Raw genomic sequence first — 20,202 nt, 5'->3', positions numbered from 1 at the left:
TTGAGGTCACGGTCGCGTTAACCGGGGTGAGAGACGTACTACGCCGGCCGTGCGCAATTGATCCAGGTCACCCGGGCTGCGCCGGGTCGGGCGTCGGTCACGGATCCTTGTGTGACAGACAGGTAAATCCGCTCGCGAGTGACGGACGCAGATCTTCGCAGTCAGTGCAACGCCGAGGCGATCGCCAGGTCACACCTGACTCCTAGAGTCATGCCATCGCCACCGGAACGCGCTGGCGATGATGACTCACGACGGCCGGGGCAAAGGGGAACCATGTCGGCATCACAGGCGGTAAGGGGCGCGGAGAGTGCGTCTCATTCACACGAAAACTCAACGGGGACAGCATCACAGGACCAGAGCGCGCAGCGTTCGGGATTCCGCAGACGTTCCGTCCTCGTCGGGGGTATGGCTGCAGCGGCAGCGGGTGCGGTTGCGCTGCAAGGCGTGACGGGGGCCGCACCCGCTGCCGCTGCGGGCCGTGACCTCGACCCGAACGACAAAAGCATCGCGTTCGCGGGCGTCGTCGAGATCGCCAAACGCATTGCGGCAGGCGAGTTCACCGCTCGACAGATCACCGACTTCTTCCTCGCTCGGATCGACATGCTCAACCCGACGTTGCGCGCGTGGACGATTCCGCTTCACGAACGTGCCCGCGCCGAGGCGGACGCTCTCGACGCCAAGAAGGCGAGCGGCGCACGCCTTGGTCCACTGCACGGCGTGCCGATCGGGATCAAAGCCGAGAATCACGTCAAAGGTGTCCCGACAACCTATGGCGGCGCGGCATTCACCACTCCCGCGACCGACGACGCCGAAGTCGTGAAACGCCTGCGTGCCGCGGGTGCAGTCATCCTCGGGATCACGGCTATGCCGGAGTTCGGCATCTGGCCGTTCACGGAGACGTCGGCACACGGATACACCCGAAACCCGTGGAACATCCTGCACTCCACCGCGGGGTCGTCGGGAGGGACCGCGTCGGCGGTGGCATCGGGCATGGTGCCCGCCGCGATCGGTGGCGATGGTGGCGGATCGATTCGGCTGCCGTCGTCGTGGTGCGGCTTGTACGGACTGAAGCTCCAGCGCGGCCGAGTGTCGGCTGCACCCAATGTCGACCTGTGGAAGTCCCTCGGCGTGATCGGCCCGCTGTGTCGGAAGGTCGAAGACACCGCGCTGATTCTCGACTGCATCCACGGCAGCGTCGCCGGAGTGGACCTCTACAAGGCTGATCCGTGGCCGTACTCCCTTACCGAGGCGTTGACGAAACGTGTTCGGCCACTACGGATTGCGATCTCTACGGCGCAGCCCGCCGGCACTCACCTCGACGAGGACACCCGTCGCGCCGTGCTGCAGACCGGCGCCATACTCGGCAAGCTGGGCCACCGCGTCGTCGCACACGATCCGGTCTACCCTGCGACGCTCACCGCTGCATTCCAGCCGCAGGTTCTCGGTGGTTTCAGTACCGAAGCCCGCCGCGCCGACCACTACGAACTGCTCGAGCGGCGAACTCGTGAGGGTGTCGACGTCGGACGGAGCACGGGCTTGTCGTCGGATCTCGCGGTGACCAAGGCCATCGAGCTCAGCAAGACCGTCGGAAAACAGATCCTGGCGTCGGTGTTTCCCGCCTACGATCTGCTGATCTGTCCGACGACGCCCGGAAAGGCCTATCCCATAGGGCAACTCGACGGCGCGGGCTTCGTCGAGGCATCAGCCAAGGCGTCGCCGGTGGCTGCGTACACATCCGTGTGGAACGTCGTGGGTAATCCGGCAGCGGCGGTCCCTGCCGGCTTCTCCGGCGGCCTGCCGTTGAGCGTGCAGCTCGTCGGCCCCAACAACAGCGAACCCCTGATCTGCCAGGTCGCGGCACAACTACAAAAGGCTCGACGCTGGCCCGACCAGACGCCGCCGAACAGCTGAGGCCCGGACACACATCATGAACCGTTATCTCACAACGCTATTCACCGTCGCTGCCGCGACCATCGCCGCGCTCACCGCGACGATCGTTGCGACACCCACCGCAGCGGCCGCAACCAGTTACGCCTCCGACACCCGCGGCGTCGGACCGGAAATCAAAGGGTTCCAAGCCGCTTTCGCCTACCCGTTCCCGGAGGCCGCCCCGGCGGGCGCCAACGACTGGACGTGCCGTCCGACGGCCGCGCATCCTCGACCGGTTGTCCTGGTCCACGGCACCTGGGAGGGCGCATTCAGCACGTTCGCCCGACTCTCGCCCGCCCTCAAGCGCGCCGGATTCTGCGTCTTCACACAGAATTACGGCCGTGGCGGCGTCGCAGAAGGTGGCGCACTGTCGGTGATCCCCGGGCTATACGGGACGGGTCCCGTCGAAGACTCCACTGAGCAGCTCGCGCAGTTCGTGCAACGCGTGCGGAAGGCAACGGGAGCAAGCCAGATCGATGCCATCGGTCATTCTCAGGGCGGCGTGCTCATCCGTCGTTACCTCAAGTACAAGGGCGGCGCAGATCCATCCGACCCCACGCACAACGTCGTCGCGAACGTGGTGACGCTCGGCGCCACCAATCACGGGACGACACTGAGTGGCTCGGGCGCGCTCGCCGTGGTGCTGCGGGACGCCGGTGTCAACGTCGAACCAGGCGTCACGGCCATTGCGGGAAGCGCGGGATACGAACAGCTCGTCGGATCGTCGATGATCACCGACCTCAACCGCGGCGGCGAGACATTCGCCGGCGTCGACTACACCGTGATCGCGACCCGCTTCGACCAGTTCTCGACGCCGTATGCCGCCACGTTCCTGACTGCTGGTCCCGGCGCGAGGGTCAACAACGTCCTGCTTCAGGATGGCTGTCCGGTCGACATCTCGGGGCACTCCGTGATGACCTACTCCCCGCGGGCGATCTCCGTGACGCTACGTGCACTCGGCGTTTCGACGCCGCTCGTGTGCACCTTCCATCCGTGGAATCAGGACTGGGGATTGACCGGGTAGTCCGGCAGGTCGAAACCGACGCCCGTCGCCTTCTCCGCAGCCTCCCACAATGCGCGAGCCAGGCGAAGGTCGTCGGTTTCCTCCGGCGGAGCAACCAGGACCGGCGCGCCGGACAGTTCCAGGAACCCTCCCGGCCCGATGTACTGGCCGCCGAGCAAACCGGGATCGGTCGCCGCACGCACAGACGACAGCGATCCCTCAGCCGGGTCCATGATGAAAGTCCGTCGCACCCACCGCAGGCTCGGCGTGCTGAACAGCCAGCTCAGCACTCCTTGATCGCGCATCACCCCGCTGTGGGTCGCACCCGGATGCGCCAGGACCGACGACGGCGCACCGTCGCCGAGCAACGCAAGCCGACGCTGCAGCGCCACGGCGAAGATCGCCTGGGCCAGCTTGGACCGCGAGTACGCGGCCGCGGCGCTGTAGCCGGTAGTCATCGCGAGGTCGTCGGGGTCGAGTCGACCAACCGTCGACAGCTTCGAGCACACCGAGACGATGCGGGCGCCACGCGCGGCACGCAGCGGACCGAGCAGCAGCCCTGTCAGCGCGAAATGTCCGAGGAAGTTGGTGGCGAAATCCATCTCGACGCCGTCTTTCGTGACTTCACGCTCCGCGCGCATCACCCCGGCGTTGTTGACGAGGATGTCGATCGTCGGAAAGCGCTCGACCAACTCGTCGGCGGCGCGCCGCACGGAATCCAGCTCACTCAGATCGACCTGCACGATCTCGATGTCGGGAGAGATCTGGCTGTCGGGAGAGATCCGGCTGCCGTGGCCACCCGGCCCGCTGTCCGCGACGATCACGTCCCGCGCGCGTGCTGCGGCCTCGACGTTGCGGCACGCGAGCACGACCCGCGCTCCGAGATGTGCCAGGTGACCCGCCGTCGCCAACCCGACGCCCGAATTCGCACCGGTGACCACGGCGGTACGTCCGGACAGATCCGGCGCATCGGACACCGACCACCGCGATTTACCCATCGCTGCATCCTCCCACGTCGGATATTCGTACGATCTCACACGTTCTGACAAGGATCGGGCGGCGTCCCGCGGGCACAATGGCATACGCGAACTCTTCGCCGCACTTTGCCAACCCGCACCCGACACCCGTCACCAATGCCGAGGACCTTGTCTCACGTGGCCACCCCCCGCGACCTGCCGTCACCCGTCCGTGCCCTGACGGTCTCTGCGCTTGCTCTCGTGTGCGCGGTGACCGCATCGTGCTCGACGCCGACACATGAGTCGGTAGGCGCATCGATTCCCGCACCGTCGGGGGCCGTACCAGCGACCGCCAAGGTGTCGGCCGCTGTTCCCCGGGGCGCCGCAGCCAAGGACATCAACAATCAGGCGACCGAGTCGAGGATCACTCTGCATCGCTACTTCTACGCGGTGTCGACGGGGCAGGCCGATCCGCGACAGAACTGGATGGACCTCTACCTTCCGCCTCGGGCGGGCAAGGTCCCTCTGGTCGTCCTCATCCATGGCGGAGGGTGGCAGGCCAAGATCGGGGCCGGCACGTTCGCCACGTTCGCGCGACGCCTGGCTCAACGCGGACTCGCTGTGGTCAACGTCGAGTATCGCCGGCTCGGCAACGGCGGCGGCTGGCCGACGACCTTCGTCGACGTCGCGTCGGCGATGGACGCCATCCCCGACCTCGCGAAGGCCTATCCCCAGCTCAACCTCAACAATGCGGTCACCGTCGGACATTCTGCGGGTGCCCAACTCGCTGTCTGGGCAAGTACGCGACAGGATCTACGTCCCGGCGAGGTCGGTGCATCCCCGACGTTCCGCCCGACGACCGTCATCTCGCTCGCGGGTCCGCTCGACATGCGCAGGGCCGTCGCGATGGGCGACACGCGCATCGTGCGCGTACTCGGCGGCACACCGGACGAGGTTCCCGACCGTTACGCGTCGGTCGACCCGATCCAGAATCTCGATCCGCAGACGCCGGTCATCGCAGTCGCCGGTACGTCGGATCATGTGGTGCCGCACGTGCTTTCGCAGGATTACGTCGCCGCCGACGCCAAGGCGGGCGGCCGTGCACGGGCGATCATCATGCCGGGACAAACACATTCGTCGCTGGTCGATCCGAAGTCGAGGGCGTTCGAGCAGGTCCTCGAGCTGATCACCCGCGTCACCAACGACGTGCATGCCAACGGTTCATGACGCACCGCGCCGCGTGACACGAACCGCATGACACGAAACGGCTGGCACGAACCGGCTGACAGAACAACGGGTTCCGGCCACAGGAGTGTGGCCGGAACCCGTTGAGTCAGAGATTTTTGCTGCCAATCAATCAGGCGGGAACTGCGCGCGAATTGAAGCTTCCCAGCGGCTCGAACCGTCCGAGCACGTCGTCGGCCGGCTCGCCCGACACCGCCGAGATGAAGCCGAGCACGTCGTCGCGATCACCAAGCGTGAGAAGCGGATTGGGGTCGGACAGCAAGCCGAACAGCGCCGAGGCGACGTCGACGTTGACAGCCGCGGCCGGGAAGGCCAGTTCGAGGTGCGTCGCGTAATCGGGGTCGCCGAGGTAGAGCCTCGTCACCTCGACAGACGCGTGTCCTCTTCTCTCCCAATGCTCCTCGAACTCGTCGGTCAGCCACTGCGCGGAGAACTCCGCCGACGGGTCGTCGTCGAGGCGCGCCTTGGCGGCCTGCACCAATTCGGCGACCTGGATCAGCGAGTTCTGCGCGCCCTGGCCGGCAACCGGGTCGACGGCGATTACGGTGTCGCCGATCGCCGCGACGACGTGCCCGCTCTTCGTCGTGCCGACGGGCTTGCGGACGGTCGGGGTGACCGCACCCTTCAACCACGAGTAGGGATCAGAGTCGATGACGGCGAGCTCGCGGATCGCCGGAGCGTCGGCGGGAAACCACTCGTCGAAGATGTCGACGATTGCCTGACGCGCCGACGAGGCGTCGGTGACCTCGTCGATCTTCGGCGCCCACGCGCCGTCAGGCTTGGCGAAGACGATGAACGACCATGTCGCGCCCGCGTCCTTGTGCAGGAAGGGTCCGACGAAGATCTCGCCGTTGTCGCTGTCGAGGTTGAACAGCGACTGACGTCCGCCGTCGGCAGCACGGTAGGCGAACGTGTCGGGACCGTGGTCGAGTCCGGTCAGGGTGACCTGCAGGAGTCGACGCTGCGGCTCGCGATAGTGCGTGCGCTCGTCGTCGACCGGGAAGAACGACGCCAGGCCGCCCTTGCCGGTGGCGACGAGGGTCAGGTCGTTGTCGGCAGCGATCTCGTCCAGGCGGTCTGGATCCACGGCTTCGACCTCGAAGCGGCCGCCGCGCTCGAGGAATCGACCGAGGCGGTCATCGGCACGTAGACGCAGGTCGACGGCCTGCGCGACGTAGCCGTAGTCGGGGTTGAACTCGAGAACGTCGACGCGCTCGGTGCCCTCCCCTGACGACAGTCGAACGCTGATGCCGGTGGTGTTGCCCACCTCGTAGAGGTCGTCGATGATCTGCGCATCCCAGTCGCGCGAGCTACCGAACAGCACGCCGACGCCGGTCGGTGGGACCCTGTCTCGCAACGACTCTCGATCGCGGTCAGAGTAGAGAGTGACGTCGAATCCCGCGTCGAGGAAGCCGAGCGCAGCGCTCGTACCCGTTACTCCCGCGCCGACGACTGCAACGCGCTTCTGGTCTGCCATCTGTGCTCCTTGTGGTCTGAACTTTTCGACAATGGACACAGCGTGCGCGATGCACTCTGGTGGGAAAAGATTTAGAAGCACGAAGGCGCAAACCTCCCGCGCCGATGGGGTCCGCGGACTGGGTCATTCGCCGCGCTACCATCGCTGCCTGTGAGTTCCACGCTTTCCGACGCCGGGATCGCTCCCGGCACCCCCAACGAGGACGCCGCCACCGGCAACACCTCGGGGTACCGCCTCGACCTCGACGGCCTGCGGGGTATCGCGATCGCACTCGTCGCGATTTTCCACGTCTGGTTCGGTCGGGTGTCCGGTGGCGTCGACGTGTTCCTCACGCTGTCCGGCTACTTCTTCATTGCGTCGTTGCTCAAGCACGTCATCGCAACCAACCCGCCGAACGTGTCGTGGCGACGGGCGGTCGATCCGTGGCCTCGCTTCTGGCGACTGGCACGGCGCCTGCTGCCCGCTCTGCTCGTCGTCCTGGCTGTCATCACCGCCTTGATAGCGCTGATCATGCCCACAACTCGTTGGGGCCCTTTGGGTTCGGAGATCCAAGCGAGTGCGCTCTACTACCAGAACTGGCACCTGGCCTTCGACTCACAGGACTACGCTGCCGCCGATTCGGCGAACAGTCCGATGCAGCATCTCTGGTCGATGTCGATGCAGGGCCAGTTCTTCGTCCTCACGCTCGTGTGCATGCTCGCGCTCGGCGGCGTCCTGAAGCTGCTCGCACGTCGCATCTCGGTGTTCGGCGAGGCCCGCGTCATACGTGCCATCGTCGGCGTCGCCCTGCTTGCCGTCGCAGTCGTCGCGTTCGCCTGGGCGGTCTACCGGCACGACGTGAACCAGCCGTTCAACTACTACGACACTGTCGCGAGGCTGTGGGAGCCGCTCGCGGGCGGGCTGTTGGCCGTCGCCATTCCCCAAAGGCTTACGCAGGTCCACCGCAACCGCCTCGCGATGCCCGGTTGGCTGCGCGACGTCGTCGGTGTTGGTGCGCTTGCGCTGATCGTGAGCTGCGGCTGGTGGATCAGCGGGGTGTCGGAGTATCCGGGCGTCTGGGCGTGGATACCGGTCGGCGCGACGCTCGCGCTGATCTGGACCGGTTCACCCGCTGCCCGCGACGCGGCGTCGAACGACACCGGGCTGGTCAGCCGGGCACTCGCGCACCCGCGGCTGGTGTGGCTCGGTTCGGTGGCCTACGCGCTCTACCTGTGGCACTGGCCGCTGCTCATCTTCTACCTCGCGTGGCGCTTCCAGGACGACGTGAGCTGGTACGAGGGCACAGCGATCCTCGCGGTGTCGCTGCTGCTGGCGTGGCTGACGACCCGGTACATCGAAGCTCCGCTGCGATCCGGACGGGACACGGGTTTCGGCCGCTCGTATCGGGTCGCGCTCACCGCTGTGCTCGTGATCGCGACGATCGTCGCGGGCACCACGGCCGTCGTCTGGCAGCGCAACGCCGCGAACGCGACGGTCAACACCGACAACCTCGATCCCCGGCTCTACCCCGGTGCTCGCGCGTACCTCGACGGCGCGCCGACGCCCCGCGTCGACCCCCAACCGAGCCCGGAGGTCGTCGATAAGGACTGGCCGGTCACCTCGTACGACTCGATGATCAGCGGCTGGAAGGACCCGTCGATCAAGGTCGGCGTCTACGGCGATCCTGGGGCCACGCGCACCGTCGCGCTGGTCGGCGGATCGCACGCCGAGCAGTGGATCACCGCGCTCGACGCCGTCGGCAAGCAGCGCGGATTCAGGGTCACCACCTACCTCAAGGTCGGCTGCGCGTTGACCACCTCGCACGTCTTCACCTGGTTCGGGCAGAAGTACTACCAGTGCAACGACTGGTCACGGCGCGTGATGGACAGGTTGGCCGTCGACAAACCCGACGTCGTGTTCACCAACAGCACCCGCCCGGTCGAGAACGGGCCCGGTGACACCGTTCCGAAGGACTACACCGACATCTTCACGCAGTTCCGTGAGCGCGGACAGCGGGTCGTCGCGGTGCGCGACAACCCCTGGGCACATGGCAAGCTCAAGCCGCCGGAATGCCTGGCACAGGGCAAGAAACCGCAGGTCTGCGGCGTCGACCGGGATGCGGCGATGGCGGAGACGGACCCTACGGGGGCCATCGCGTCGCAGTATCCGAACATGTCGTTTCTCGACTACACCGACGCGATGTGCGGTTCGGCCTACTGCCCGGCTGTCGTCGGCAACATCCTCGTCTGGCACGACTACCACCACCTGTCCGCGACGTTTGTCCGCAGCCTGATCCCTGCGGTCGACGCCGATCTGGGCCGTGCGCTGCGGTGGTGGTGAGTCTGAGCGCCGGTGAGACTCGCTGACAGCCACGTCTCAGGGAGCGTCCAGACTCCACTGATAAGCTCAGACGCGATAACGGGAGGATCACGGCCTATCAACGCGATGGGGCCGCAACGTTGACGCACGGGGCGAGCGTCGAGGCTCGAGCACCCCGTCAACGTGAAGAGATCCGGCCCCGCACACCGTCCACGAGAACTGTCAGGGGCTGAGTCTGAGTATGTCGACGACGTTGGTTTCGCGTGCAAACGAGTCGACGGCAGGTGCCGACGCCTCGACCACGCGACCGACGCGCCGCCCCTACCTGCACCAGGTCGACCTGATCCGCAGTGTGACGTTCTCGCTGGTCATCTTCGTGCACTGCCTCACGCAGACCACCAACGAGTTCACCAGCATGCCGGTGAACACCACGTCGCTGCTGCTGCATTTCACGCGCAACACCTTCTTCGCCCTCACCGGCTTCGTGCTGATGTACCAGAACTTCGACAAGCAGGATTTCAGTGCGCCGACGTTCTGGAAGCGTCGAATCAAGCTGGTGATCTATCCGTACGTGATCTGGTCGGCCATCTATTGGGTGGTCAACATGTGGCTGGCGGGCAGGCTCACCGAGGTCCCGACGAGTCTGACCAACTTCTTCTACCAGCTCAGCTGGGGCCTCTCCGGGTTCCAGATGTACTTCCTGTTCGTCATGCTGCAGGTCTACCTGATCTTCCCGCTGGTGGTCTGGTTGCTGCGCGCAACCGCCGGGCACCACGTCGCGCTCCTTGGTGTCAGCTTGGTGCTGCAGTTCGCCGTCGCCGCGACCATCACGCATTGGAATCCGCCCGCAGCCGTCGCGGCCCACTGGTGGCACAACTACGCGACGTTCATCCCGTATCAGTTCTTCATCCTGTACGGCGCCGTCGCCGCGGTGCACCGCAAGCAGATCGGCGCATGGCTGCAGGGCAAGGGCTGGTGGTTGTTCGGCGCACTGCTGGTGACCGCAGCGATCGCCGTCGGCTCGTACGTCGGGGGCGTCTGGTTCGCGGGCAAACCGGTGCACGACAACAACTCGGCGTTCTACCCCACGTTGCTCCCGTTCCTGGTCGTCGCGATGACCTGCCTGTACGCGGTTGCCCTGCACTGGGCCGAGAACCGACGCGAGTTCACCCCGCGATTCGCCCGGGCCGTGAAGTACGCGTCCAATCGCTCGTTCCCGGTGTTCCTTGTCCACGTACTGGTGCTGACGATGATCATGTACCCGCAGCGCAACGGCACGTCGTGGGTGCTCGACGCCATCGGACAGCCGTGGGCGACCATCGTCGTCTACGTGGGCACGCTGGCCGGGTCGCTCCTCCTCGTCGAGATTCTGCGGCGACTCCCCGGCGCGCTGTACCTGACGGGGCGCCCGCGAGTTCCGTTCCGTTCGCCGCGCGCGGACTCCGCGCCGACCCTCGCCGACGATGCGCCGAGCCGTCGCGAAGGCGCTGCCGTCAGCTGATCGCGGTGTTGATCGTCGACTGCTTGATCAAGCCGTCTTCGAGACCCCACTTGCGTGCGATACGACGCATCTCGCCGCTGTCGATGAGCCGCTGAACCGCGTCACGCAACGTGGGTCCGAGCGGCGAGTTCTTGGCGACCGGAAGCGCATAGGGCTCGGTGTCGAAGATGTCTCCTGCCAGCGCCAGGGCGTCGTGAGACTTGTGCACCGCGAACGCGATAGCAGGCGAATCGGCCGAGATCGCATCGGCCTTGCCCGCCTCGAGCCCAGCGACGGCGGCATCGATACTGTCGAAAGGCACTGCAGTGATTGCCTTTTCACCGACAGTTGTACACGCCTGACTCTTCGCCGGAATCTCGACGGTTGCCTGCACGGTGCCTGCCGACACCGCCACCCGCAGTCCGCACGCATTGTTGGGGTCGACGTGCTTTCCTGTCGGTTGGGCCCATTGAGTGCCCGCCGAGAAGTAGCTGACCAGGTCGACCCGACGCTCGCGGGCAAGGGTGTCGAAGATGCCGCGTAACCCTGTGTCGTAGGTACCGTCCTGCACCCCCGCGATGATCGTCGAGAACGCCGTGGTGCGGAAAACCGGTGTGACGCCGAGCAATTGACCCAGCGCGGTCGCGACGTCCGCGTCGAATCCCACGTACTTCCCGCCTTGCGACGCGATGATCGGCTCGTAGGGTACGTCGGTCGCGATGAGGAGTTGCCCACTCTCGCGGATGCGCGCGGGCAGTTGAGCCGCGAGTGCGGAGTCGACGCTCAGCGACGCAGGCGCCGTCGACGTCGAACCGCTGTTCGCCGAGTCCGATTCGCATGCCCCGAGGGCGACCGCACCCACTGCGACGATCACGGCGACGCTCGTCGAGCGTAGACATTTTCTCAAGCGCCACATGGGTTCTGGCCTGCTTTCACGTGCGGTGAGCTCGTCATGACCTGCAAGCCCGTCATGACCGGGAAGCATTGTGCGCGGCCCTGCTGATCGTCTCGACGACGAGCGGGAAGGTCGGGGCGGAGGGAGTCACGATCGACACGTGGTCGGCGCCGTCGAGCAGAACCACCGTGCCCGTTCCGCCCTCACGTTTGACTGCCTTGACGTAGTTCTGCGAAAGGATCGGCGGGACAACGTGATCGTTGGTCCCGACCATCGCGATGATGGGCGCTTTCGGGTCGATGTTCTGTATCGGATCGACCGACGTGTAACGGTCGGGAACCTGCTCTGGCCGACCGCCGAGCGCCGTGACGATCCGATCGTCACCGAGTTTCACGGCTGTTCGCATGTCGAGCGGCCCGGCCAGCGAGACCACGCTCGTCGGCCAAAAGGCGGGCGATGCACCGACTTCGCGCGGCTCGAGGTTGTGTCGGGTTCCGGCCCACATCGCCAACTGTCCTCCAGCAGAATGTCCGACGACGACGGCATTCGTCGTGTTGATCTCCGGGTTGCTGCTACGGACCTGCGGCACGAAATCGAGCGCGGCGGCAACGTCTTTGAAGGTCGTCGGCCAGCCACCGCCCGACCCGACTCGCCGATACTCGACGTTGTAGACGGCCAGGCCCCGCTCCGCGAGACGCCTCGAAAAGGTGACGAAACTGTCGGCGCCGACCTGCGCCTGCCACGACCCTCCGTGAATCAGAATCACCAGCGGCACTGATCCGTCTTTGTGATCGCCGGGAGGGAGGTAGAGGTCAGCCCAGTTCTGCCGATCGTCGCGTGTGCCCGTCGTGGTCGGATACAGATACCGCCTGGCTTCGACATCCGACGACGAGTTGACCTTGGCGAGTTGACCGTCGGCCGCGCCCGCATTGACCGGGGTCGCGGCAGGAGCAGACGATCCCCCGCCCACCGACGTGTCGGTCGCCGAGCAGCCCACAGCGAGCATGACGGCAGAACACACGACGGCCAACATGCCGGATGGTCCGATTGATAACCGCCGTCGAGTCACGAGAGCACGCCCACTTCCCGCGCGCCCACGTCCCGCACGACTGCGTCCACCGATGTTCCTATCGACGATCCTTTACCAGCGCCTTACCGCGCGAAGTTTAACAACACGAATGCGATGTTCGGGTACTTTACTCACGGTTCCACAGCGCTCGCACGTGATCGAAAAGGTCGCTATCTCGATGCGGACAGCATGGACAGCAGCGCCCGTGGATTGGCGAACAGGCTCTCGCGCACGTGGTTTCGTACCACTGTCGGCCACTCGCACTCACACGAGGCGACCACCGCGCTTGCGTCGATTCCGGCCGCCCGGCACAGCGTGACGGCACGGTCGGCATGGAAGTCCTGGGTGATCAGAAGTGCCGCCCGCAGGCCGAAAGCATCGCGGGCGCGAACGCAACTCTGTTCGGTGCTCATGCCCGCAGCGTCGTCGACGATGGCGTGTGGCGGAACCCCGCGCTCTTCGAGATACGCGCGCATCACCGCCGGTTCATCACCCGCGTCGGCAGAACCGTTGCCGGAATTGATGATTCGCGTGACGATTCGGCGGTGATAGAGGTCGAGTACCGTGTCGAGGCGACCCCGAACATAGGTGCCGGGTTCGCCGTCAGAAACCAGCGAACCCAAGACGATGGCCGTCGCGGGGACCGAGCCGGGCCGCAGCGCGGCATCGTCGATGGCATAGACCCGACCGTGCGCGCCGACGAAGACCACGGTGGCCGCGACAGTGACGATCAGTTCCACAAGTACCGCCACCCACATCAGCGACAAGCCGATACGACGACGGTTGAGCACGTCTCACGGTAACCGCACCCTCGACGTGTGCCGGGACACAGTCCCGATATCGCCGTTCGACGTATCTGACGCGCGGTCACGACGATACTGAGGTTATTCCGAACCGTGAGGGGGACAGCATGCCGTACATGCCGGTTACCGCGTCGATGTTCCTGCTCGCCGAGACCCGCGATCAACCGATCCACGTCGGCGGGTTACAACTCTTCATTCCTCGTGAGGGCCAGTCGTCGACCGAACTTGCCGAGGAGATCTTCGATACCTTCTACTCCTGCACCGACGTGCATCCCCTGTTCCGCAAGAGGCCTGCCCAGCCGGTCAGCCTCATCGGTTCGTTGATGTGGTCGTTCGACGACGAGATCGACTTCGACTATCACGTCCGTCGTGCCGTCTTGCCCCGTCCCGGGCGCATCCGCGAACTGTTCCGCTACGTCTCACTCCATCACGGCACACTCCTCGACCGGAACCGTCCGATGTGGGAGGTCCACATCATCGACGGTCTCGACGACGGTCGTGTAGCGCTGTACACGAGGATTCATCACTCGATCGTCGACGGCGTATCGGCGCTGCGGCTACTGGAACGCACATTGAGCGAGGACCCCGACGACCGGTCGGGTACCGCGCCGTGGGATCCGTCATTGAAGCGACGGCACCCCAAGCCGGCGGCGCCCGCGAAGGGGCTGCTGTCGCGCATCGGCGACATCGCGGGAACGGCAACGGGACTCGCGGGTGAGGTCGCCGGACTGGGCATGGCCGCAGCGAAGGTCGCCTACACCGGACTCACCGACGACGCCTTCGTCCCGCCGCTACATGCCGCACCGAAGACGATCCTCGACGTCCCCATCGGCAGTGCCCGACGTTTCGCCGCGCAACGGTGGGAGCTCACACGCCTACGTGCGATCGCCGACGAAATGCAGATCACCATCAATGACGTCATGGTCGCGATGTGCTCGGGCGCGATGCGCGCCTACCTGATCGACCAGGACGCTCTTCCCGACGCACCGCTCATCGCGGCGATGCCGGTCTCGCTACACACCGACAACGATGCCGACGGCAACAACATCACCGCGATCATGGTGAATCTGGCCACGGACCAGCCGGATCCGGAACGACGGCTGGCCACGATCATCGCGTCGACCCGCAAGACCAAAGAACTGGTGCGGAGCCTGTCTCCGGTGCAGTCGATGGCGTTGGGCGCGGCCAATTTTGCACCACTCGCCCTCGCGACGGTCCCGGGATTCGTGCGATACACGCCTCCGCAGTTCAATCTGATCATCAGCAATGTTCCCGGCCCGAAGACCGACTTGTATTGGAACGGAGCCAAACTCGACGGTGTCTATCCGGCATCGATCCCGCTGGGCGGGCAGGCGATCAACATCACCGTCGCCACCACTGCCGACCACATCAACTTCGGTCTGACCGGCGCCCGCAAGGAAGTGCCGAGCCTGCAGCGGCTGCTCACCCACCTCGACACCTCGCTGGAGGAGTTGGAGAAGGTCGCGGACGTAGGGGCATGATCTGAACTTGAAACAGATTGCAGAGCAATGTGTTTCAGCACGGGTGTACCGCGTCGGCGTAGTCGAGCCACTTCGGCAGGCTGCTGACGAATGCATCCCTTGTTTCCGGTGAACCGGCAGCACGCCAGTCGACGACATCTTTGATCTCGATCTCGTACTTGCGCCACTCGAACCAGTTGATCATCTTGAGCATCGGGTAACGCGACGGTATGTCGGCGGCGAAGACCTGCCGCCACCACGTCGACTTCACCGCAAGCTCCGAGGCACCCTGAGCCGCACGCGCCGGGGTATAGATCGCGGCGGTCTCGACAATCGCCACCGGCTTGTTGTGCTCCGCGCCATAGATCTGATAGAAGTTCGGCACGGTGAGGTCGTGACCCGCGCTTCCGTTGTAGCGACCCTCCAGCATCGCGGTGAACTTTCCGGGTTCGCTTACGTCGTTGTTGCCCCACGGACGGCGATTTCCCCAGTGATACAACGAAATCCCCACCCAGTCGACCGCGTCGTCGCCCGGATAGTACGGCGCATACGCATCGTCGTCCGCGGTGAGTTTTCCGTCACCATTGGTGTCGGTCAACTGGTAGTCCTCTGTTCCGCTACGCGCCATGTACTTTCCGCCTTCAAACGGATACCCGCCGCCGTAATTCGGCGCCCACATCATCGCCGTCCCAGGCGCTTTGCGATGGACCATCGCGGCCACCCGACGGAATGTCTCGACGTAGGCCCTGGGTTGCTGACCCCACGCGTACCAGGAACCGTTCATCTCGTGCGCGAATCGAAGGATAACGGGCACACCCGAATCGTTCAGTTTGCGCAGGTCGTCACCCAGACGACCGACGACGCCCTCGGTGATCGCCGCCAATCCAGCGTGAGGCTCCAGGGTCAGCACCATGATGCCGCGTTCGTTACGCACCTGATCGGCGGCGGCGACAGTATGTGCCCAGGTCTCGTTGTTGTACGGGATGTCGGAGAACTGCACAGCAACCGCGGGAGCGTGCCCGAGGTTGTCGTGATGTTCTCGCAGGCTCTCGGACTGCCAGTCGAGATTGACGCCGAACAGAACTCCCGACGCCGGGACTGCCCGATGGTAGTCGGTGACCGCGCAGGGCGGTGTCGGCTCGGGCAGGTAGTGCTGAAACAGGGTGGCCGCGGCGCCGATTCCGACCACCATGGCGATGATCGGGATCAGTGCGGAGGGGCGACGCCGACGACGCCGCGACCACCGCTCCGCGAAGCCCTGCTCCGCCAGGTCATCTGGACGCGTCGTCTCGCTATCGATTGGCGGGCTGGTCATGTCATGCCACACTTTCCTCACCAGTGCTACCGAACGGAACGGAACTGTTGTGAGACCACGTACACAGACAGAGAATGTCGACGTCGCGCGTATCGCCTTGCCGCTCGTCGCACTGATCCTGGTGCTCACGCTCGGCGCGTGCAGCAACGGCGGCGACTCCGACGCTCCGCACCACATTCGTTGGGGCGCTTATCTTCCCGATCTGAAGGGGAGCGACGTCGACTCCGACGCCGGGGTGGTCGGGGTCACCACCCTTGCCGATCGCCCGTTGGATCTGATCCTCACCTTCAGCGGACTCCGCGAGCCGGTACCGAACGCGGATCTGGCCAGAATCGCCGAGACGGGTGCTGTTCCGATCGTGAGCATCGAACCATGGAACCCGTCCGGCGGTGTCAACCAACCGGACTACCGACTGTCGCGAATTGCCGACGGCGCGTTCGATAGCGATCTCCGACGATGGGCGACCGGACTGAAGGAGTTCGGCAAGCCGGTGATCGTCCGGTTCGCCCACGAAATGAACGGCGACTGGTACCCGTGGGGAATGCACGTGAACGGCAACACGCCGCAGTCCTACATTGACGCCTGGCGCCACGTCCGATCGATCTTGACTTCGATTGACCCGCACAACATCTCGATGGTTTGGGCGCCGATGGCGGCGATTTCGGGCATCCCTGGATTCGACGCCGCCTACCCCGGCGACGACGAGGTCGACTACCTGGGGATCGATGGCTACAACTGGGGCAACGATGGCAAACACGGTTGGGCCTCACCGGAATTCATCTTCTCGGACGCGTTCGTCAGCCTCCGCCGACTCGGCGACAAACCCATCCTGGTCACCGAAGTGGCATCCGCCGACGACCCGGATCCGACACGAAAAGCTACGTGGATCCATGACTTTGTCTCGCTCGTCAGTCGCGAGCCGGACGTCGACGGGTTCGTGTGGTTCCAGGCGAACAAGGAGCGAGACTGGCGCTTCAATTCGAACCCACAGAGCGAGAAGGCATTCCGGTCCGCATTGGACGCCGTCCCCGCGACCTAGCGTCGGGTACGCGTCGATCACAGGTCAGCGCCGCACTCCTATCCGGATAGAGCACAAGAATTTTTCCCGACCCGAGGGCGTCGAGGGCGTCGGCAACAGCGGGCGAGTGCCCGAAGATCCGCAGTTCTGCACGGAGCTTCCGCGCCGACCGAACCGCATGCATGAGATCGGCCATGCCCGAAGGCGTCACACGGGAGACACCGCCAACGTCTACGAGCACCAGCCTCGCACCGGCGGTGCACAGCTGGTGCACATCGATGTGGACAGTCGAGGACACGTCCCACAGGCCACTCACGGCGACATCGGCGATGCCCGATGAACCCTCCATAGCCTTGCCACCATCAACCTCGGCCGGCTTATCGACGTGAATCGCGTCATTGGCGCCAAGCTGTGTGACCACCTCTAGCTCCTCGGGGAGCGTTGCGTCCAGAGCATTACTAGCAGGACCCGACGCATCCGTGGCCCCGCGGGCAACCGAGAAGAGACGCCTGCGTCGTGCGAATCGTGCTGTGCGCGTGACTTGTTCGATCCTTGTCTGATCGCGGTCAGCAGCTGCGGCGCGGTCGGTGTAGAGAACCATGACCCTACCGAGATCGAGGGCGTCAAGCGCGTCGAGCATTGCCACCGATGTTCCATAGATACGCAGATCGGCGCGGCGCGACCTTGCCCAGCGCACAGCGTGCATGAGTTCGGCCATACCGGATGGTGTCACCGTGGTGACCTCGCCGACGTCGACCAGCACGAGACGCGCGCCGCCCGAACATGCGCGGGCAACGTCGTCGCACAGACGCGACTTCACTTCTAGCCGTCCGGATACCCGGACGTCGGCTGTCTCATCGTCGAACTCTGCGAATGCTTCGTGGGCCAGTGACATGTTCTTCTCCAGGATTCAGGGGGCTGGGAGGTCGTCAATTAGGTGGAACGTTGTGGCGCAGGGCTATTGGTCAACACACAACCATTGATGTACTGGTCGACCGGGTCGATGGGTGTCGGGCGGTAGTGGGCGGCGCGGACGACGGACGAAAGCAGGAGGAGATCGAGACCGACCCACCCGAGTGACAGGAAGGTCGGGAAAGTCTCGGCATCGCCGTGACTCCAGCGCAGGATGCCGACAGCCGACGATGCGACAAGTGCCACCATCGCGACTATCTGCGGGATGATCGGCCGGTAGTCGACCCGCGCGTCGACCTGCTCCTTGGAGGTCACCGAGAAGGAGATGTGGCGTCGGAAGAAGACCGCCGCGGCAGCCGAGAGGGTGGCCGATATCCAGATCGGGAACAGTGCGAACGACATCTGCTGCCCACGCCACAGACCGCCGGACCGGTACCCGGCCACCTGGAACAGCAACTGACAGCAAACGAAGAAGGGGATGAACCTGGCGAAGAAGTCCAGGGGGTAGGCGTTCATGGGGAAGACACCGAGCGTGAAGTAGATGATCGGCGCGGCGATGTAGACCACCGCTGCAAAACCGTTGAGGTACGAGGTCATGGTGGCCAGGTACATCAACCGCTGCGCAAACGTCAGCCCGGACTGGAAGAGCGGGTTGTCGGCGAAGAAGACCTGCATCGACCCCGTGGCCCATCGCTGGCGTTGGCCGAGCATTGTCGCGAGATCGTCGGGTGCGAGGCCTTCCACCAACACCTCGTGGTGGTAGACGCTCTCCCAACCCATGGCGTGCAGATGCATGGCGGTCGCCATGTCCTCGGTCACCGTGGCGGTGTTGATCGGCTGGATCGCCAATGCCTGGTCGATCCGAGACACTTCAACCGAGTCCATTGTCTTGTGCAGCTCGTCGACGACCTCGTCCGGTAGCCACGGGTGCGAGTCGAGGACGTCGTGAATACCGGCACGCAGTTCGAAGGCGACCTCGCCGACTGGCGCGCCACGCCGCAACCTGCGTCGCGCGCCACGCACCACGTCGAGCGCATCCTCGAGTGGGATGCGCAGTCCCGATCCATGCCCCGCTTCGTTGATGAGACCCTCGAGGCGCGCCCATTCGTCGCGAATAGCCCTTCTGACCTGCGGGTCAGCGCCGCGCGAGTATGTCCGTAGGCCCAGCGCCATCAGAGCCTCGCGCCGCAGGACAGCGTTCGAGCCGCAAAAGAATGCAGCACCCCAGCCGTCCTTACCCTGCTGGATGGGGCCATAGAACAGTTCGGCCTGACTGCCCAGCGGATCGGAGTCAGGCACATTCCAGAAGTACTGCGGCGTCTGCACGAAGGCCACGGCGTCGTCGTCGAAGTAGCCGAGGACGGCGTCGAGGAACTCCGGCTTGGGGACCTGGTCGGCGTCGAGGATCGCCACGAACTCCGCGTCGGTGAGAAACAGTGCGTTGTTGATGTTGCCGGCCTTGGCATGCCGCTGGCGCCCGTTCCACTCCTCGCCTCGCGTGAGGTACCCGACGCCCAGCGCGGCCGCCGCGATCCGGAACTCCTCGCGATCACCGTCGTCGAGGATCCAGGTGTTGTGGGGGTATCTCACGTCGCGCGCGCCGATCGCGGTGCGGACCACGAGCTCGAGGGGCTCGTTGTATGTGGTGATGAATACATCCACGGTCAGGCCGGGTCGCGCCATGGGTGGAGCCGGCCGCTCGCGCGCATTCCACATCATAAATGCGAAAAGAATGGACTCAGAAAGCGAATATGTTTCCGCAATAACTAATGGAATAGCAATCCACCAAGCGGACCAGGCGATAGTGTCGCTCCATCGCCAAAAGATATAGGCACAGCCGAAAGAAACCACAAGAATGGAAATGATTCTGACGGCAAACAGCCGCGCTGGCCCCACGATCCCCACCTCCGAGTTGACATCGATCCCACAACATCGACCCGCCTCGTCGCAGCTCATCCACGATTCTTGCCCAGTTCAGGGGCACCCGCAACCCGCCGTACTCCGTCTGGTGTACATATTTGAATTGTTTACCTGAATACAAAATTTGTGCGCCACACGAAACGGTTTTTGTCCCCAATTCCGTGGACGGATAAACTCCTTTCTACTGAGACGCGCGACGCTTTATCCAACATATGTGGCATGGGTCACTCTATTTCCTTCGGCGAGCGCGACCGCAGCACACAGCGAGCCCCTTCATCAAGCAAAATGGCACCGGCGGGGCAGCGAGAGAGGTTTACGTCACTCGGAACTGACTGGATAGTCAGTTACTCGTGAGTATCATTCCTATATCGCAACGCCTAGTACCAGCTCCAGGTAAGGGC

Annotated in this window: 15 protein-coding genes; 7 read left to right on the top strand and 8 right to left on the bottom strand. The window is 64.6% G+C overall.

From position 1 onward, the window contains the following. Positions 1–405: 405 nt before the first annotated feature. Together A5788_RS11040 and A5788_RS11035 are read left to right on the top strand one after the other, a co-directional pair. Positions 406–1,911 (top strand): amidase, encoded by a 1,506-nt coding sequence (locus tag A5788_RS11040; RefSeq protein WP_082938021.1) that lies wholly within the window; start codon positions 406–408, stop codon positions 1,909–1,911. Between the two features lie 16 nt (positions 1,912–1,927). After that, the gene (locus A5788_RS11035; protein ID WP_049700434.1) at positions 1,928–2,953 is read left to right on the top strand and encodes an esterase/lipase family protein; all 1,026 of its coding nucleotides are present in this window, start codon (positions 1,928–1,930) and stop codon (positions 2,951–2,953) included. Here the strand turns inward: A5788_RS11035 and A5788_RS11030 are convergent. Beyond that, on the bottom strand, positions 2,929–3,930 hold the full coding sequence (locus tag A5788_RS11030) for an oxidoreductase (RefSeq protein WP_064866071.1): 1,002 nt from the start codon (positions 3,928–3,930) through the stop codon (positions 2,929–2,931). The genes A5788_RS11035 and A5788_RS11030 overlap by 25 nt on opposite strands. Positions 3,931–4,086: 156 nt before the next feature. Here A5788_RS11030 and A5788_RS11025 point away from each other — a divergent pair, with 156 nt between their 5' ends. Beyond that, the gene (locus A5788_RS11025; RefSeq protein ID WP_082938020.1) at positions 4,087–5,115 is read left to right on the top strand and encodes an alpha/beta hydrolase family protein; all 1,029 of its coding nucleotides are present in this window, start codon (positions 4,087–4,089) and stop codon (positions 5,113–5,115) included. A gap of 130 nt (positions 5,116–5,245) precedes the next feature. Here A5788_RS11025 and A5788_RS11020 read toward each other — a convergent pair whose 3' ends face one another. Then, complete coding sequence (locus A5788_RS11020; RefSeq protein ID WP_064866075.1) at positions 5,246–6,610, bottom strand: styrene monooxygenase/indole monooxygenase family protein; 1,365 nt, start codon at positions 6,608–6,610, stop codon at positions 5,246–5,248. A gap of 150 nt (positions 6,611–6,760) precedes the next feature. Here A5788_RS11020 and A5788_RS11015 point away from each other — a divergent pair, with 150 nt between their 5' ends. Then, entirely contained in the window at positions 6,761–8,929 is a 2,169-nt protein-coding gene (locus tag A5788_RS11015; protein ID WP_064870109.1) for an acyltransferase family protein, read from the top strand. 220 nt (positions 8,930–9,149) lie between these two features. Next, positions 9,150–10,409: an acyltransferase gene (locus A5788_RS11010; RefSeq protein ID WP_064866078.1), complete on the top strand. Its 1,260-nt coding sequence runs from the start codon at positions 9,150–9,152 to the stop codon at positions 10,407–10,409. Here A5788_RS11010 and A5788_RS11005 read toward each other — a convergent pair. From A5788_RS11005 to A5788_RS10995, 3 genes are all read right to left on the bottom strand, one after another. Further along, complete coding sequence (locus A5788_RS11005; RefSeq protein WP_231894245.1) at positions 10,402–11,262, bottom strand: transporter substrate-binding domain-containing protein; 861 nt, start codon at positions 11,260–11,262, stop codon at positions 10,402–10,404. The two genes, A5788_RS11010 and A5788_RS11005, sit on opposite strands and share 8 nt — an antisense overlap. A 94-nt stretch (positions 11,263–11,356) precedes the next feature. Beyond that, a complete protein-coding gene (locus A5788_RS11000) occupies positions 11,357–12,304 on the bottom strand; it encodes an alpha/beta hydrolase family protein (protein ID WP_231894244.1) in 948 nt (315 codons plus the stop codon). A 218-nt stretch (positions 12,305–12,522) separates the two neighbouring features. Continuing rightward, positions 12,523–13,143 carry a SanA/YdcF family protein gene (locus A5788_RS10995; RefSeq protein ID WP_331710819.1) on the bottom strand — a complete coding sequence of 207 codons (621 nt, stop codon included), beginning with the start codon at positions 13,141–13,143 and terminating at the stop codon, positions 12,523–12,525. A 119-nt stretch (positions 13,144–13,262) separates the two neighbouring features. Between A5788_RS10995 and A5788_RS10990 the strand changes: the two genes are divergently transcribed. Beyond that, complete coding sequence (locus tag A5788_RS10990) at positions 13,263–14,657, top strand: WS/DGAT/MGAT family O-acyltransferase (RefSeq protein WP_064866084.1); 1,395 nt, start codon at positions 13,263–13,265, stop codon at positions 14,655–14,657. Positions 14,658–14,691: 34 nt separating this feature from the next. Here A5788_RS10990 and A5788_RS10985 read toward each other — a convergent pair whose 3' ends face one another. Beyond that, the gene (locus A5788_RS10985) at positions 14,692–15,951 is read right to left on the bottom strand and encodes a glycoside hydrolase family 26 protein (protein WP_231894243.1); all 1,260 of its coding nucleotides are present in this window, start codon (positions 15,949–15,951) and stop codon (positions 14,692–14,694) included. 49 nt (positions 15,952–16,000) lie between these two features. Between A5788_RS10985 and A5788_RS10980 the strand changes: the two genes are divergently transcribed. Then, a complete protein-coding gene (locus A5788_RS10980) occupies positions 16,001–16,990 on the top strand; it encodes a glycoside hydrolase family 26 protein (RefSeq protein WP_231894242.1) in 990 nt (329 codons plus the stop codon). Here the strand turns inward: A5788_RS10980 and A5788_RS10975 are convergent. After that, the gene (locus A5788_RS10975; RefSeq protein ID WP_064866088.1) at positions 16,926–17,864 is read right to left on the bottom strand and encodes an STAS domain-containing protein; all 939 of its coding nucleotides are present in this window, start codon (positions 17,862–17,864) and stop codon (positions 16,926–16,928) included. The two genes, A5788_RS10980 and A5788_RS10975, sit on opposite strands and share 65 nt — an antisense overlap. Positions 17,865–17,902: 38 nt before the next feature. Beyond that, the gene (locus A5788_RS10970) at positions 17,903–19,564 is read right to left on the bottom strand and encodes a glycosyltransferase family 2 protein (RefSeq protein WP_064866090.1); all 1,662 of its coding nucleotides are present in this window, start codon (positions 19,562–19,564) and stop codon (positions 17,903–17,905) included. Positions 19,565–20,202 lie beyond the last annotated feature (638 nt).

It is taken from the genome of Gordonia sp. 852002-50816_SCH5313054-c (genome assembly GCF_001665925.1).
Classification (GTDB): Bacteria; Actinomycetota; Actinomycetes; order Mycobacteriales; family Mycobacteriaceae; genus Gordonia; species Gordonia jacobaea.
Note: the sequence above shows the minus strand (reverse complement) of the source record. Positions and strands in the feature narration are given on the sequence as shown.